Consider the following 16334-nt stretch of genomic DNA (forward strand, 5'->3'; position numbering starts at 1 on the left):
CATCATCGGCATCGCGGGTGCGCTACTCGCCCAGGTGATCATCGATATGGCGATGCCGCCGCCCGGCAGGATCGTGAAGGCGATCCTCGACCGCGCCCGAGGCGACGGTGGGGATGGAACTCGCCCAACGCGACCTGGTGCTGACCATGCTGGGCAGGGCCGCGCGGTTCGTCGCGGAGCATCCACGACTGATGCTGGCCACCAAGGGTGTGTTCTTCGGGACCGCGGTCGGCGGCGGAGTTCCTTATGTCGCGCAACGTGTACAGATCGCGCAGCGCGCTCTATCAATTCTCGGCCGCAGGACTGCTGTCCACGGCGCCCGAGCCGATGCCCGCCGAACAGGCGATCAGCCGGGTACGGGACTACATCACCGGTCGGCAGCTGGACACCACCGGATACCCGCTGGCGCAGCTGACCGCCGACCGCTTGCGCTTCGGCTGGATGGTGCACGTGCCCGCTCCCGAGAACACACCAGCCCACCGAGCGGTGTTCTATCTCGCCGACGACGGCGAATTCGTGCAGTCGTCGTCGGCCATCGATCATGGGCAATTCGTCGCCGCGTTCGAACAGCGACTTCCTCGACCGCCACGGGCTGGTGGTCTGACGCAGCGCACTGCATTTGCTGATAGTTCGCCATAAATCTTGTTTGGTATGCCCATCTCGAATGAGATAGGTTGCTGCCACGCGACGCGAGACTCGGCGAACCGCCTCGACGGTTCGCTCGACCCGCGAGGAGGAGGCCCGATCATGTCGCTGGAAACCAACAAGGCACTGGTCCGCAGGTTCTATCGGGAGATCGACGCGGGAAACATCGACGCCATGGACGACCTCGTCGCGGAGGACTACATCGATCACTCGCCGCCGCCGTTTCCCGGCCTCGGCCCCGGCCGAGAAGGCCTGAAGCAGGCCTTTCGCATGTTCTGGGCCGCCACTCCAGGGCGGCACGAGATCGAGGACCAAGTCGCGGAAGGCGACCGGGTCGTCACGCGGCTGACCGCGTACGGGCGTCACACCAGGGACCTGCCCGGCATACCGGCGACCGGGCGCGAACTGACGGTGACGGGTACCGCGATCCACCGGATCGCCGACGGCAAGCTCGCCGAGAAGTGGTCCGACAAGGACGTGCTCGGGTTCTTGCAACAGTTGGGAGTGCTACCCGCGGTGGGAAGACACTGACCGGCCGGGTCGGGACATCCGTCACACGATCGACGCGGCCTCCCGACTACAAAGAGAAAGGGGACTTGAACCGCCGTATCGCCCAGCTAGCAGCGTGTGACCTTGGGTTTCATCGGGATTAGTCGGGATTCACGGGGATTGGTCGGGGCAAAGAATAGCCCGATTTGTGGACGTGGTCCACATGGGATTTCACTGAGTTCCGATTGTGACGGTGGCATTCTTGGTACCTGGGGATTGCGACCACCAGTAGTAATATGTATTACCGCTGGCGACATTGATCGTCCCGGAGCCGTAAGCATCGAACGTTCCAAGGGTCGGGCAGGCGATCTGGCCCGCGACCTCGTACTTCTGTGCGCCTGGAGGCACCCCGCTCACGGATATGGTGGATGCGGCATTCGGTATCGAGACGGTCTTTCCTGCGATCTTCGTCGTCAACTGCAAGGCGCACTGGTTTGAGTCGCCTCGGTACTGCAAATAGATCGTCGCCGCTGGATCGGCGTACGCGCCGCCGTATGGGGCGGACGTCGGTGCGGCCGTCGTGGGCGGCTGAGCCGGCGGTGTGGACTTCGTACCGACATAGATGCCGATAATCGCCCCGACGGCCGTAATGACCGCTGCGATTCCGGTGAGGATACCGGGGACTGACGTCCAAAAGCTGTGTTTCGGTTCCCTTGGCGCCGGAGTCACGTTTCCCATGCCGCCTCTTTCGGTGGAGACCACTGGTTGCTGTGCCGGACATCTTCGGCGAAGCTTTCCCTCTCCCGCCTCGCTTCGGTTCTTCCTCGTCGTCGGGTGTCGCCGCTGCTTCTAACGATCAGGTGGTACTCGCTCACGGTCACTGTTACCCCGGCAATGCGCGCGTAAACCGTGCTTTTGGTAGCCCCTCTGTTTGGTTACAACTACCACTCGAGGCGCGCAACCTCGACCAGATGGCTCCCCTCCGCCCACGGAGGCGTCGAACACCTGCGACTGCACGAGCCCGCGTGCGTCCATCCACACCGCCTCGAAACCCGTCGCGACGCGCTCGATCTCGCCGATCTGGCCGAGCCGGACGAGACGGCGGTGGCGCGCCTGCTCCATATCGAGGACCCGGCCGCGCAGCCGGGGCAGCCTGTCTGCGACGGCCTGCGCGCTCGCCGCGGATGCCACCGCCGAGATGCGCCCGTACCGCTTATCGGTGATCGCGATCGACGAGTGCCCGCGTCGCGCGATACGACCCAGATCGGCTCGCCGTCCTGCAGACGCCACGAAATCCCCTTATGCCTGGTGCAATACGGGGTGAGGCGCTTGGACATGAGGCGGCCGACGAGGTGCCCGTAGCGGCGGCGCAGCTCGTCGAACGACAGCCCTTCCCAACCGGCCGCGCCGGTGAACGGTGCGCGGTCGCCCGCGGCGAGCGCCTCGAGGCGGGCGACCGCCGGAACTCCGGCTTGCTGCCAGAACCGCGCCGAGGTCACCGGTAATCCGCTCGGCGTCAGGAACAGGAAAGGCGTCGGCCGGGCGGTCGAGGTCGAGCTGCGCGACCGTTTCGAGCGGAACGAACGTCGTGCGGACGCCGCGCTCGGTCTTCGGGTCGCCTAGGCGCATCCGGCCGTTGGCCCACTTCCACGCTTTCGTGATCGAGACGCCGCCGGTGTTGCGGTCGATGTCGCCGACGGTGAGCGCGCCCTGCTCGCCGGGCCGGGCAATGCTCAGCACGCCGAACTCCCACCACCGACGCCAGAACGGCGCGAGCAGCTGCTCGATGAGCTCGTATTCGTCCTCGCTCAGGTGGTCGACCTCGCGCGCCGAAGCACTTCGGCAACTTGGTCTCGGCACACGGATTCCACGGGATAAAAGGAGTCGGCCGCTGCCGGGCCGCCGCACCCATCGCCGCGCACAGCAGGCCGTGCTTATTACGGATGGCCTTCGGCGCATTGTCGAACTCGGTTTCGAGCCACTCGACCCACGCGGCATCGAGCTCGGGGGTCACACCATCAACGGGCAGGTGCTCCCCGTTGAAGAAGGAAACGATGTCGCGGTCGATCATGCGCCGGTATTTGCGCTTGGTCTCCTCGTCCACACTCTTACCGAGGCTGTCGACGTATCGGTGAAGCCATACCTTCAATGTGATGGTGTCGACCACGGCGCCGAGTTGGGCGGCGAGGACGCGCTCGGCCTCGGCCGGGCCGACGCGGTCGAGCAGCCGCGCCCATCGAATAGCGGCAGCATGATCGTCGAAACTCTGGGACGTCTGTACCGCTTTGCCGTCACGGGTGATGCGGTAGCGCACCTGCGAGTAGGTAGAGCCATCCTTGCGGACGCGAATGCTGGGTGTAGTCGCCATGAAGCAGGGTCCTTGCACTCAGGCCGAATCCCCTCAGATTCCCTGTGGACCGCTGTGTGGACGCAGAAGGGGCATAACCTGTTGGTTATGCCCCCGACCTGCGTCGAAATTGTGGGCGAAGGGGGACTTGAACCCCCACGTCCCGAAGGACACTGGCACCTGAAGCCAGCGCGTCTGCCATTCCGCCACTCGCCCGAGCGACTGGGAGACAGTATCACGGCCGCGCGCTGGATACGAAATCGCCATTTCAGAGGCCTGACCGGGGGGCTGAACGGGTCCGGGAACCTGGGGCCGTCGCCAAGAGTTACAGGTGTGGACGATCGTGGATATCATGCAATGAACGTGGTCGATTAACGACACGCCATACACGCGTGTCGTTGTTACGAATCAGGAAGAGACGCGCACCGAAGGGAGGCCGAGATGGGCATCGTTTCGCGATTCGAGCGTCGCCTGCAAGGCGCCGTCGGTGACGTGTTCGCCAGAGTCTTCGGCGGCAGTGTCGTACCCCAGGAGGTGGAGGCGGCGCTGCAACGCGAGGCCGCCGATCATGTCCAGGACCTGGGCGGCGGGCACCTGCTGGCACCCAACAGCTATGTGATCACGATCAACACCTCCGATCACCAGCAGTTGGATGCCGACCACGACCTCACCACCCGCGCATTCGCCAAACATCTACAGGACTACATCCGCGAGCAAGGCTGGCAGACCTACGGCGAAGTACACGTGGCGTTCGAGGCATCACCTACGCTGCACACCGGACAGTTCAGGGCGAGTGGCCGCGTCGATCCCGACGCCGGACACAGAGCCAGCGCGGCTCGCGGCCCCGAATCACCGCCACAACGACCTGCACACCCGCAACCAGGAGCTGGCCCCATGACGCAGAACTCAGGCTACGACCCGAGCCGTGAGCCCGCGGAGTCCGATCCACGCAACCGCGGGTACGCTCCACCGCCTGCCGGACGCGGCGGCCCGCAGAACGGCGCGTACCGCGACGACTACGGCCGTGGCGGCGCATACGGGGCGGATTACCAGGCTCCGGACGCGCAGCAGGGTTACGGCGACTATCAGAACGGCTACGACTACCCGCAGGGTGGCCAGGGCTACGGGCAGCAGGGTGGTTACGGCGAGTCCGGCTACGGCGGCCAGCAGGGCGGCTACGGCGAGTCCGGCTACGGCCAGCAGAGCGGCTACGGCGAGCGCGGGTACGGCCAGCAAGGCTACGGCGACCAGGCCTACGGCCAGCCGGGCTACAGCGACCAGGCCTACGGCCAGCCGGGCTACAGCGACCAGGGCTACGGCCAGCAGGGCTACGCCGACCAAGGCTACGGCCAGCAAGGGTACGGTCAGCCCGGCTACGGGCAGTCGGGGTACACCGATCCGAGCTACGGCGATCAGAACTACGCCGACCAAGGCGGCTACGCTCAGGACGACCAGGGCGGCTACGGTCAGGCATACTCGCAGCAACCGGGGTACGGCGCGCAGCAGGGCTACGCGGGCGGGCAAGGCTACGGCGCCGCCCCGCAGGCCGGTTCGGGCTATTCGGCGACGCTTCAGCTGGACGACGGCAGCGGCCGCACTTACCAGCTGCGGGAAGGCAGCAACATCATCGGCCGCGGCCAGGACGCGCACTTCCGGCTGCCCGACACAGGCGTCTCTCGCAGGCACATCGAGGTGCGCTGGGACGGGCAGACCGCGATGTTGTCCGACCTCGGCTCCACCAACGGCACCCTGGTGAACGGCTCCCCCGTGCAGGATTGGCAGCTCGCCGACGGTGACGTCATCCGTGCCGGGCACTCCGAGATCCTGATCCGTATCGTCTGATCCCGTAAGCTCGCGGTGCAGGTCACGACATGGCTCTCGAGGGAATCGTCGGTCGTATCGTGATCGAAATCGACCGACGGCCCTATGATGCTGCCAACACACGCGCGGCGCCGACACCGGGGCCGGCAAGACCAGCAGGCTGGTGGGGGTGGTCGAACCGCACCTACGGCACCGACGTACACGGTCGAACAGGAGGTGGAGCGCCGTGCAGGGACTGATCCTGCAACTGACCCGTGCGGGGTTCCTTCTGCTGTTGTGGTTGTTCGTGTGGGCTGTGCTGCGCACGTTGCGCAGCGACATCTACGCGGCATCCGGCATTCGGATCCAGCCCAGGGCCGCACGCGGTTCCGCGGTGCTGCCTTCCTTCAGCCGGGGCCAGAAGGGCGCCAAATTTCTTGTGGTGACTCAGGGTTCACTCGCCGGCACTCGCATCTCGCTCGGCACCCAACCGGTGCTGATCGGGCGTGCGGACGACTCCACGCTGGTACTCACCGATGACTACGCCTCGACCAGGCATGCGCGACTGTCTCCGCGTGGTGACGACTGGTACGTCGAGGACCTCGGCTCGACGAACGGCACCTACCTCGATCGCGCGAAAGTCACCACCGCCGTCCGTGTTCCACTCGGCACGCCTGTCCGTGTCGGCAAAACAGTGATCGAGCTGCGATCGTGACACTTGTTCTCCGCTACGCAGCGCGCAGCGACCGCGGTCTCGTCCGAGGCAACAACGAAGATTCCGTGTACGCGGGCGCCCGGCTGCTCGCACTCGCCGACGGCATGGGCGGCCATGCCGCGGGAGAAGTCGCGTCCCAGTTGATGATCGCCGCGCTCGCCCACCTCGACGACGACGAGCCCGGCGACGATCTGCTCGGCAAGCTCGACGCGGCCACCCGAGAAGGCAACGCCGCCATCGCCGATCAGGTCGAGGAGGAGCCCGAGCTCGACGGCATGGGCACCACGCTCACCGCGATCCTGTTCGCGGGCAAGAAACTCGGCCTCGTGCACATCGGCGACTCGCGCGCCTACCTGCTGCGCGGCGGCGAGCTCGGCCAGATCACCCGGGACGACACCTTCGTCCAATCGCTGGTCGACGAGGGCAGGATCACACCGGAGCAGGCGCACACGCACCCGCAGCGCTCGCTGATCATGCGCGCGCTCACCGGCAACGAGATCGAGCCGACGCTGATCATGCGCGAAGCGCGCGCCGGTGACCGCTACCTGCTGTGTTCCGACGGTCTCTCCGACGTGGTCAGCGACGAGACCATCGCGAACACGATGCGCGAGGGCAGCACCGACGAGTGCGCCGACCGGCTCATCGAGCTGGCGTTGCGCAGCGGCGGTCCGGACAACGTGACCGTCGTCGTCGCCGATGTCATCGACCTGGACTACGGCCAGAGCCACCCGATCGTCGCGGGCGCCGCCTCCGGCGTCGACGAGGACACGCCGCCGCCGAACACCGCCGCAGGCCGGGCCTCCGCATTGCGCCCGCCGCGCGCCGCGCCGCGCCGGGCCGCCGCCGCGCCCGAGCCGCCCGCGAAGAAGTCGCACCGGTTGCGCTGGATCGTGCTCGCGCTGGCGCTCATCGTCGCGGTCTGCGTCGGGCTCGTGGTCGGCTACAAGATGATCCGCAGCAACTACTACGTCGGCGCCGACAACGGTTCGGTGGTGATCCTGCGCGGGCTGCCCGGTTCGATCCTCGGTTACTCGATCCACGACGTGAATCTCGTCGGATGTGTGACCCGCAACGGGGAACTCACCCTGACCGACCCCGGCGAAAGTCTGCCGTCGGCGTGCAAGCCGCTAAAGGTCACCGATCTGAAGCAGACCGGCCGCGAGCAGGTGGACAAGGGCTTGCCGCCGGGCTCGCTGGACAAGGCCAGGGACTCGATGACCTACCTCGCCCAGCGAGAACTGCTGCCGCCGTGCCCGGTCAAGGAATCGGCGCCGCAGCCGGGTGTCGTCCCGTCGCCTGCCGAAACCCCGGCCCCCGCGCCCAACGGCGCTCAGCCCGCTCCGGCCACCGCCGCGCCCGCGCCCGCGCCGGCTCCGGCGCCGGAACAGGGCGACGCCAGGGGCACCGAAATCAAGACACCGACGAAGTCGGAGGCTCCTGTCCCGCCGTCGAGCGCGTCGCCCGCCCCCCAGACCGCGGGGGAGAACTGCCGGGTGACGGACTGATGTCCGCGCCGGCACCGCCGTCGGCTGGGGCTTTTCCCAGTCCCCCGGGCGGCTTCGCTCCCGCGCCACCGCCGAGCACCAGACGCAACGTCGAACTTCTGCTGCTCGGGGCGGCGGCGGTGATCACCACGGTGTCCCTGTTCCTGGTCGAGGCCAGTCAGGAACAGTCGATCACCTTGGATATCGCCAAATACGGCTTGGCCTACCTGGCGTTGTTCGCGGTGGCGCACCTGGCCGTGCGGCGGTTCGCCCCGTTCGCCGACCCCCTGCTGTTGCCGATCGTGGCGTTGCTCAACGGACTCGGTCTCGTGCTGATCCACCGGCTCGACTTGGCCGACCAGCAGACCGCCGCCTACAACTCGTGGGCGACCCCCTCCCCCGACGCCAATCAGCAGATCCTGTGGACCGCGCTGGGCACGCTCGTGTTCATCACGCTGCTGATCGCGCTGCGCGACTACCGCACCCTGGCCCGCTACAGCTACACCCTCGGCCTCATCGGCCTTGTCGCGCTGGCCATTCCGGCTCTGCTGCCGAGCGCGTTCTCCGAGACCAACGGCGCGAAGATCTGGATCCGGCTGCCCGGGTTCAGTGTCCAGCCGGGTGAGTTCGCGAAGATCCTGCTGATCATCTTCTTCGCCTCGGTCCTGGTGGCCAAGCGCGAGATCTTCACCGCCGCCGGTCGCCATGTGCTCGGCATGGAGTTCCCGCGCGGCCGCGACCTCGGACCGATCCTGGCCGTCTGGGTCGTCTGCATCGGCGTGCTCGTGTTCGAGAAGGATCTCGGCACCTCGCTGCTGATCTTCAGCACGGTGCTCGTGATGCTCTACATCGCCACCGAACGGGTCGGCTGGCTGGTCATCGGCGGCGGACTGCTCGCGCTCGGATTCGTCTTCGCCTATCAATTGTTCGGCCACGTGCGGGTCCGGGTGGAGACCTGGCTGCACCCGTTCGACGACTACAACAACACCGGCTATCAGATCTCGCAGTCGCTGTTCGGCCTGGCCACCGGCGGTCTCGCCGGGACCGGCCTCGGCAGCGGCAGGCCGAACCAGGTGCCGTTCGCCAAGACCGACTTCATCGTCACTACCATCGGCGAGGAACTCGGCCTGATCGGGCTCGCCGCGGTGCTGGCGCTGTTCCTGGTATTCGTCGTGCGCGGGCTGCGCACCGCACTCGCGGTGCGCGACAGCTTCGGCAAATTGCTCGCGGCCGGCCTGTCGTTCACCATCGCGATCCAGCTGTTCGTCGTGGTCGGGGGTGTGACCAAGCTGATTCCGCTGACCGGTCTCACCACCCCGTTCATGTCCTACGGCGGGTCTTCGCTGCTGGCCAACTACGCGTTGCTGGCGTTGCTGATCAAGATCTCCGACGCCGCCCGCGCACCCGCCCCGGTGCGCAAGAAGGAACCGGCGCCGATCGCCGACGCGCAGACCGAACTGCTGCGGCGCGATGGCGGGCGACCGGAGGCGGGGCCGCTGACATGAACACTCCACTACGCCGAGTCGCGATCGCGGTGATGGTGATGGTCGTCGCACTGCTGGCGAACGCCACCTACGTCCAAGTGATCAAGGCCGACGACCTGCGCTCCGATCCGCGCAACTCCCGGGTTCTGCTGGACGAGTACGCCCGCCAGCGCGGGCAGATCTCGGCAGGCGGCACCGTGCTGGCCGGCTCGGTCGCGACCGATGACCGCTACAAGTACTTGCGCACGTACCCGAGCGAGCCGGAGGCGTACGCACCCGCCACCGGTTTCTACTCGATGCAGTACGGCAGCACCGGACTGGAACGTGCTGAGGACTCGGTGCTCAACGGGTCCGACAGTCAACTGTTCGGCAGCCGCCTCGTCGACCTCATCTCCGGCCGCGACCCGCGCGGCGGCAACGTGGTCACCACGCTCAACCCGCTGATGCAGCAGGTGGCCTACGACCAGATGACCAGCAAGGGCTACACCGGTTCGGTGGTGGCGATCGAGCCGAGCACCGGCAAGATCCTGACCATGGTCTCCACGCCCAGCTACGACCCGAACCTGCTGTCCGGGCACGACGGTGCGCGCGGCACCCAGGCGTGGGAAACGCTGAGCGCGGATCCGCGCCACCCCATGCTGAATCGCGCCATCTCGCAGACCTATCCGCCCGGATCCACGTTCAAAGTCGTGGTCACCGCCGCCGCGCTGTCCAACGGCGCCGCGACTCCCGACGACCAGTTCACCGCCGCGCCGAACATCACGCTGCCCGGCACCAGCACCACGCTGGAGAACTACAACGGCTCCACGTGCGGTCCCAACCCGACAGCTTCGCTGTTCGAAGCGTTCCGTCGCTCGTGCAACACCGCATTCGCCGAACTCGGCGTCAAGGTGGGTGCCGCGAATCTCAAGGACGAGGCGGCCGCGTTCGGCATCGGCCCGCACCGAGGGATCCCGATGCCGGTGGCGGAGAGCACCGTCGGCACCATCTCCGACGACGCCGCCCTGGCCCAGAGCAGCATCGGGCAGCGCGACGTGGCGTTGACCCCGCTGCAGAACGCGGTCGTCGCGGCGACCATCGCCAACGGCGGCGTCCGGATGGAGCCCTACCTGGTCGATCAGTTGCAGGGCCCGGATCTGAGCGAGCTGTCGAAGACCAAGCCGGTCTCGGTCGGCCAAGCCGTCAGCGCCGATGTAGCGTCGACCGTGACCAACCTGATGATCGCGTCGGAGGGCAACACCTCTGGAGGTAACCAGACCCGTTATCAGATCGCGTCCAAGACCGGCACCGCGGAGCACGGGAGCAACCCGCGCAACACGCCGCCGCATGCTTGGTACATCGCGTTCGCCCCCGCGCAGAACCCGAAGATCGCCATCGCGGTGATCGTGGAGAACGGTGGGGACCGGGCGCTTGCCGCGACCGGTGGCTCGGTCGCCGCGCCGGTGGCTCGCGCGGTTCTCGACGCCGGTCTTCGAGGGGGCTGAACGATATGGATGTGCGAGTGAAGGTACGGGGACCTCGATGCTGAACAACGGTGCGATGATCGCCGACCGGTACCGGCTGCAGCGACTGATCGCGACCGGCGGCATGGGCCAGGTCTGGGAAGCGCTGGACACCAGGTTGGACCGCAGGGTCGCGGTCAAGGTGCTGAAGTCGGAGTTCTCGGCCGACCCGACGTTCCGGCATCGATTCCGCACCGAGGCGAAGACCACCGCCCAGCTGAATCACCCCGGCATCGCGGGCATCTACGACTACGGCGAGACGATCGACCCGCAGGGCAGCGAGATCGCCTACCTGGTCATGGAATTCGTCCAGGGTGAGCCGCTGAACACGGTGCTCAACCGCCTGGGCAGGCTATCGGTCGCCCAGGGCCTCGACCTGCTCGAGCAGACCGGCCGTGCCCTGGAGGTGGCGCACCGCGCGGGCGTGGTGCACCGCGACGTGAAGCCGGGCAACATCCTGGTCACCCCGACCGGTCAGGCGAAGATCACCGACTTCGGTATCGCCAAGGCGGTGGACGCCTCCCCGGTGACCAAGACCGGCATGGTGATGGGCACCGCGCAGTACATCGCACCGGAACAGGCGGTCGGCGAGGACGCCACCGCGGCCAGCGACGTCTACTCCCTCGCCGTGGTCGGCTACGAAGTGCTGGCAGGCCAGCGGCCGTTCACCGGCGACGGCGCGCTCACCGTCGCCATGAAGCACGTGCGTGAGACGCCGCCCCCGATGCCGGCCGATCTGCCCGGCAACGTGCGCGAACTGGTCGAGATCACGATGGAGAAGGACCCGGCGCGCCGCTACGCCAGTGGCGGCGAGTTCGCCGACGCGGTCGCCGCGGTGCGCGCGGGCCGGCGTCCGCCGCCGCCGAGTGGTACCCATTCCGCCGCGCCCTTGACCGGCGCCACGCGGGTGCTCCCGCCGGGCCCGACCGCCGTGATCCCCTCCACGCCACCCGACTTCGACGGGGCGACGGTGCGCTACTCGACGCCCGCGGCCGGCGCGGTGGGCGCGGCGAATCGCGGGGGCACGATCGCGGCTCCGGCCACCGTGCTGAGCCGTGGCACGGCGGGCGATCGACCGCCCGGTGGCGACAAGCGGTTCACCACTGCCCAGAAATGGCTGACCGGGCTCGGCATCGGCGCCGTCCTGCTCGCCGCGCTCACGGCCTACCTGCTCTTCGGTGGCGACACCAATCCGGATTCCACGCCGTCGCCGACCGCGACGGTCGCACCGAACCCGAAGCCGGTCCCGCCGGTGGCCACCACGACCACCCCCAAGCCCGCGCCCGCGCCGGTGGAAACCGAGACGTACGAACCGACCACCACCGAGCCGAAGACCACGACACCGGAGCCGACGACGACCACCGCGCCGCCCACCACCACGGCACCGAGCACGACGAAGCCGACGACCACCGCGCCCACTGCCACCGCAACGCGCCCGCGCATCCCGACTCTCGACCTACCATTCCCGGAGATTCCCGGTGCCCGGGGGCCCTCGGCCACTCGCAGCGGATCCGCCACTTCTTCGCAAGGACTGCCATGACGACCCCGAAGAATCTCTCGTCTCGCTACGAGCTGGGCGAGATCATCGGGTTCGGCGGTATGTCCGAGGTGCACAAGGCCCGCGACATCCGGCTGAGCCGCGACGTGGCGATCAAGGTGCTGCGGGCGGACCTCGCCCGCGATCCCACGTTCTACCTGCGGTTCAAGCGCGAAGCACAGAATGCCGCCGCACTGAATCATCCGGCCATCGTCGCGGTCTACGACACCGGTGAGGCCGAGGTGGACGGCGGCCCGCTGCCGTACATCGTGATGGAGTACGTCGACGGCGACACACTGCGTGACATCGTGCGCGGCAAGGGGCCGCTGCCGCCGCGCCGAGCGATGGAAGTCGTCGCTGACGTCTGCGCCGCCTTGGATTTCAGCCACAAGGCCGGGATCGTGCACCGCGACATGAAGCCCGCCAACATCATGATCAATCGGTCCGGCGCGGTGAAGGTGATGGACTTCGGCATCGCGCGCGCGATCGCCGACAGCTCCAACCCGATGACGCAGACCGCGGCGGTGATCGGCACCGCGCAGTACCTCTCGCCGGAACAGGCGCGCGGAGAGACGGTGGACGCCCGCTCGGACGTCTACTCCGTGGGTTGTGTGCTGTTCGAAATCCTCACCGGGGAGCCGCCTTTCACGGGTGACTCCCCGGTCGCCGTCGCCTACCAGCACGTCCGGGAAGATCCGCGGCTGCCATCGCACGTGCACGCGGGGGTGCCCCGCGAGCTGGACTCGGTCGTGCTCAAGGCGATGAGCAAGAACCCGGCCAACCGGTACCAGTCCGCCGCCGAGATGCGCGCCGACCTGATCCGGGTACTCGGCGGCCAGAAGCCCAGCGCCCCCATGGTGATGACCGACGAGGACCGCACCACCTTCATGAGTGCGGACGAGCCTCCGCCGCGGAACTACCGCACCGTCGAACGCCACGACGACACCGCAGAGCAGGATCCGGCCGAACCGAACGGCCAGCGCCGAACCGCCTACATCGCGCTCGGCGCAGTCGCGGCCGTCGCCGTGGCTTTCGCTTTGTTCTGGGTGCTGCTCGGGCCTGGCAGCAGGCCGGACCAGGTAGCCGTTCCCGATCTGTCCAACAAGTCCTCGCAACAGGCGCAGGACGCGCTGCAGAAGCTCGGCTTCACGGTGGCGATCCAGCAGAAGCCCGACGGCAAGGTCGCCACGGGCAACGTCATCGCGACCCAACCCTTGGGCGGCTCGCGGATCGACGAGGGAAGCACCGTCACGGTTCAGGTGTCCTCCGGGCCCGCCCAAGTGCAGGTGCCGAAGCTCACGGGGCTGACCCAGGAGCAGGCCGAGCAGGTGTTGAATTCCAAAGGCCTGCGGATCAACTCGAACATCGAGCGCAAACCGTCGAGCACCGCCGAGAAGGATCAGGTGATCGAGCAGAATCCGTCGCCGGGTTCGAAGGTCGACGTAGACTGGGAAGTCGTCGTCACGATCGGCACCGGCCCGGAAGCGGTTCGCGTCCCCTACGTCGTCGGCCAGACGATCGACGTGGCTCAGCCGAATATCGAGGGCAACGGTTTCAAGGTCGTCGTGCAAGAGGTGCAGTCCTCGAAGCCGAAGGGTGAGGTGGTCGCCTCCAGCCCGGCCGGCGGCAGCAACGCGGAGAAGGGCTCCACGGTTACCGTCCAGGTGTCCGCGGGCGATCTGAAGATGCCGTCGCTGGTCGGTCTTACCGTCTCGCAGGCGGTGGAGAAGCTGCGCGCGGAAGGTTGGACCGGCAGCACCAGCCAGATCAGCCAGTCACCGCAGGGAACCTTCGACGCGGGCAATGTCGGACGCATACTCAGTCAGCAGCCGTCCGCGGGCAGTTCGATCCAGAAGAACAGCGCCATCCTGGTCGGTGTGGGGGTACTGGGTCCGCCGTGATCGGGCGTGGTCACCGGTATCCAGAAAACGAGACCAACCGGTGTGAATTGCGGGAGAATGATGCTGCTCCATCCCAATCAGCGCAGCTGAGCACGAGGAGGTAGCTCATGACCACTGCCAGGGACATCATGAAACCCGGCGTTCAGTGGATCTCCAAGGACACGACTATCGAGCAGGCCGCGCGCACCATGGCCGAACTCAACGTCGGGTCGCTGATCGTCTCGGACGACAACGAACGGATGTGCGGCATCGTCACCGACCGCGACATCGTGGTGAAGTGCATCGCTCAGGGCAAGATCCCCGCGAACTGCCGGGTCGAGGAACTGTGCGAAGCGACGCCGCGGTGGGTCGATGCCAACGCCGACATCGAGGAAGTCCTCGATGAAATGGAGAGCAACCGGGTCAAGCGCATGCCCGTCATCGAGGACAAGCGGCTGGTCGGCATGATCAGCGAAGCGGACCTGGCCAGGCATCTGGACGATAACCAGCTCGGCGAGTTCGTGACCGCCGTCTACGGGCGTCCGTAGCTTTCGAACCGGTGCGGAGGGCGGTATCCCACCGCCCTCTCGGATCGACCTGTGCACTTCGACAACGGTCTGCCGTCCGGCTATGCGAACTCGAGGGAGTTAGGGCGGGCAGCACAATCCGGTCGAGGTGTGGTGTGAGCCGACGCCCGGCCGCGGACGACGGACCGTCGTCCGCGGTGCGTCGCCCCTTTGTCGTGGCACGACCCGCCGTCAGATCCGGTCGGCCTTCGGCAGATACCGCAGCACGGCGACATCGCCGACTTGCGTCACACCCGCCAGCCGCATCCTGCGGTGGGGCGCCCCCGGGAAATCGGCCGGGTCGAGGAAGCGCGGAGCCGCGACGTCACCCACCAGGATCGGGGCCACCGCAAGGTGCAGTTCGTCGGCCAGATCGGCGGCGAGGAACGCGGTATGGATGCGGGTGCCGCCCTCCACCATGAGACGGTCGACGCCCCGGCGGCCCAGATCGTCCAACAGCGCACCGAAGTCGAGTTCGGTGCCGAGATCCACCACATCGGCCAGTCCGCTCAGCCGGGTGGTGAGCTTCGCCGCACCCGCCGCGGTGGTGTAGACGAGCTTGCCGCCGCCGTGGTGCCAGAACCGCAGTTCGGGATCGAGCTCGCCGCTCGCGGAGACCGTGACCTTCAACGGATACTCCGGCTTGCCCGCGGCGAGGCGGGCCGCCCTGCGCTCGGCGCTGCCGACGAGCAGTCGCGGATTGTCGCTGCGCAGGGTCTGCGCTCCGATCAGAATGGCGTCGGAGTCCGCGCGGACTTGGTCGACCCGATCGAAGTCCGCCGCGTCGGACAAGTGCAGCCGCTCGGGGCTCGCGTCGTCGATGTACCCGTCGATACTCGTCGCGACCGACAGGAGCACATGCGGACGGGTCACTGCAGCACCAGCGCGGCGACCTCCGCCTCCAGCGTCTGCACCAACCCTTCGGCGGGACGCTCACCGCACACGCCCAACCAGTTCGCCAGCATTCGGTGCCCGCCCTGGGTGAGCACCGATTCCGGGTGGAACTGCACACCGTGGATGGGCAAGGTGCGATGCCGCATCGCCATCACGATCCCGCTCTCGGTGCGCCCGAGCACCTCGATCTCCTCCGGCAGGGTGTCCTCGAGCACGGTGAGGGAGTGGTACCGCGTGGCGGTGAACGGGTCGGAAAGACCGGCCAGCACGCCGGCGCCGATGTGGAAGACCTCGCTCGTCTTCCCGTGCAGCAACTCGGGAGCCCTGGTGACGGTGGCGCCGAAGGCCTCGCCGATCGCCTGATGGCCGAGGCACACGCCCAGCAGCGGGACATTTTCTTCCGCGCAGGCGCGCACCAACGGGATACTGGCGCCCGCACGGTCCGGAGTGCCGGGGCCTGGACTGATCAGAATGCCGTCGAAGTCACGGACCACCGCCGCGACGTCGGCCAGATTCGGATCGTCGTTACGCCAGACGACCGCGTCGACACCCAGTTGACCGAGGTACTGCACCAGGTTGAAGACGAAGCTGTCGTAATTGTCGACGACCAGAACACGCATGGCATCGAGATTACGTGCCCGCACGGCACCGCGTCGCATCCATTACCTGTTGGGATAGCCTAGAGACCACGACCTGCACGCCGAATACGAGGACGTCATGCCCAAGTCGAAGGTCCGTAAGAAGACCGACTATACGATCAACCCCGCCAGCCGGACGCCGGTGAAGGTGAAGGCCGGGCCGTCGCCGGTCTGGTATGTCGCCATCATGCTCGGATTCATGCTCGCTGGGCTGGCCTGGCTGCTCGTCTACTACTTGGCGGCCGAGCAGATCAGCTGGATGAACGATCTCAACGCCTGGAACTTCCTGATCGGCTTCGGTCTGATGGTGGTGGGCCTGATCATGACGATGCGCTGGCGCTGAGCGGCGACGT

Annotated in this window: 15 protein-coding genes and 1 tRNA gene; 11 read left to right on the plus strand and 5 right to left on the minus strand. The window is 67.2% G+C overall.

Translation table 11 applies throughout. From position 1 onward, the window contains the following. Window positions 1-246 precede the first annotated feature (246 nt). Window positions 247-639, plus strand: a complete 393-nt coding sequence (locus tag ACIHAX_RS19285; protein WP_397278809.1) for a hypothetical protein — start codon at window positions 247-249, stop codon at window positions 637-639. A gap of 108 nt (window positions 640-747) precedes the next feature. Continuing rightward, the gene (locus ACIHAX_RS19290) at window positions 748-1176 is read left to right on the plus strand and encodes an ester cyclase (protein WP_355073374.1); all 429 of its coding nucleotides are present in this window, start codon (window positions 748-750) and stop codon (window positions 1174-1176) included. A 189-nt stretch (window positions 1177-1365) separates the two neighbouring features. Here ACIHAX_RS19290 and ACIHAX_RS19295 read toward each other — a convergent pair whose 3' ends face one another. From ACIHAX_RS19295 to ACIHAX_RS19305, 3 genes are all read right to left on the minus strand, one after another. Next, window positions 1366-1872, minus strand: a complete 507-nt coding sequence (locus ACIHAX_RS19295) for a hypothetical protein (RefSeq protein ID WP_397278811.1) — start codon at window positions 1870-1872, stop codon at window positions 1366-1368. A 778-nt stretch (window positions 1873-2650) separates the two neighbouring features. Continuing rightward, window positions 2651-3502, minus strand: coding sequence for a hypothetical protein (locus ACIHAX_RS19300; protein WP_397278813.1), 852 nt, complete (start codon window positions 3500-3502; stop codon window positions 2651-2653). A gap of 112 nt (window positions 3503-3614) precedes the next feature. After that, window positions 3615-3697 (minus strand) — tRNA-Leu (locus ACIHAX_RS19305). 225 nt (window positions 3698-3922) lie between these two features. On the opposite strand from ACIHAX_RS19305, the gene ACIHAX_RS19310 reads away from it, so the two are divergent. The 8 genes from ACIHAX_RS19310 (at window position 3923) to ACIHAX_RS19345 (ending at window position 14431) form a co-directional block, all read left to right on the plus strand. Beyond that, the gene (locus ACIHAX_RS19310; RefSeq protein WP_397278815.1) at window positions 3923-5323 is read left to right on the plus strand and encodes an FhaA domain-containing protein; all 1401 of its coding nucleotides are present in this window, start codon (window positions 3923-3925) and stop codon (window positions 5321-5323) included. Between the two features lie 205 nt (window positions 5324-5528). Further along, complete coding sequence (locus tag ACIHAX_RS19315) at window positions 5529-5996, plus strand: FHA domain-containing protein (RefSeq protein ID WP_014980860.1); 468 nt, start codon at window positions 5529-5531, stop codon at window positions 5994-5996. Next, window positions 5993-7501: a PP2C family protein-serine/threonine phosphatase gene (locus ACIHAX_RS19320; RefSeq protein WP_397278817.1), complete on the plus strand. Its 1509-nt coding sequence runs from the start codon at window positions 5993-5995 to the stop codon at window positions 7499-7501. The genes ACIHAX_RS19315 and ACIHAX_RS19320 overlap by 4 nt, the downstream gene beginning before the upstream one ends. Then, window positions 7501-8985, plus strand: coding sequence for an FtsW/RodA/SpoVE family cell cycle protein (locus ACIHAX_RS19325; RefSeq protein WP_355073382.1), 1485 nt, complete (start codon window positions 7501-7503; stop codon window positions 8983-8985). Before ACIHAX_RS19320 ends, ACIHAX_RS19325 begins: the two co-directional genes overlap by 1 nt. Beyond that, a complete protein-coding gene (locus ACIHAX_RS19330) occupies window positions 8982-10448 on the plus strand; it encodes a penicillin-binding protein 2 (protein ID WP_355073384.1) in 1467 nt (488 codons plus the stop codon). The genes ACIHAX_RS19325 and ACIHAX_RS19330 overlap by 4 nt, the downstream gene beginning before the upstream one ends. A gap of 37 nt (window positions 10449-10485) precedes the next feature. Beyond that, window positions 10486-12006 (plus strand): protein kinase, encoded by a 1521-nt coding sequence (locus tag ACIHAX_RS19335; RefSeq protein WP_364434152.1) that lies wholly within the window; start codon window positions 10486-10488, stop codon window positions 12004-12006. Then, complete coding sequence (gene pknB / locus ACIHAX_RS19340) at window positions 12003-13904, plus strand: Stk1 family PASTA domain-containing Ser/Thr kinase (RefSeq protein WP_355073387.1); 1902 nt, start codon at window positions 12003-12005, stop codon at window positions 13902-13904. Before ACIHAX_RS19335 ends, pknB begins: the two co-directional genes overlap by 4 nt. Window positions 13905-14011: 107 nt before the next feature. Further along, window positions 14012-14431: a CBS domain-containing protein gene (locus ACIHAX_RS19345; RefSeq protein ID WP_355073389.1), complete on the plus strand. Its 420-nt coding sequence runs from the start codon at window positions 14012-14014 to the stop codon at window positions 14429-14431. A 210-nt stretch (window positions 14432-14641) separates the two neighbouring features. Here the strand turns inward: ACIHAX_RS19345 and ACIHAX_RS19350 are convergent, their stop codons facing one another. Together ACIHAX_RS19350 and ACIHAX_RS19355 are read right to left on the minus strand one after the other, a co-directional pair. Next, window positions 14642-15322 carry a dihydrofolate reductase family protein gene (locus ACIHAX_RS19350; RefSeq protein ID WP_355073390.1) on the minus strand — a complete coding sequence of 227 codons (681 nt, stop codon included), beginning with the start codon at window positions 15320-15322 and terminating at the stop codon, window positions 14642-14644. Next, window positions 15319-15963, minus strand: coding sequence for an aminodeoxychorismate/anthranilate synthase component II (locus tag ACIHAX_RS19355; RefSeq protein ID WP_355073392.1), 645 nt, complete (start codon window positions 15961-15963; stop codon window positions 15319-15321). Before ACIHAX_RS19355 ends, ACIHAX_RS19350 begins: the two co-directional genes overlap by 4 nt. A 97-nt stretch (window positions 15964-16060) precedes the next feature. Between ACIHAX_RS19355 and crgA the strand changes: the two genes are divergently transcribed. Then, complete coding sequence (gene crgA, locus ACIHAX_RS19360) at window positions 16061-16324, plus strand: cell division protein CrgA (protein WP_039803465.1); 264 nt, start codon at window positions 16061-16063, stop codon at window positions 16322-16324. Window positions 16325-16334 lie beyond the last annotated feature (10 nt).

It is taken from the genome of Nocardia sp. NPDC051929 (assembly GCF_044548645.1).
Taxonomy (GTDB): Bacteria; Actinomycetota; Actinomycetes; order Mycobacteriales; family Mycobacteriaceae; genus Nocardia; species Nocardia sichangensis.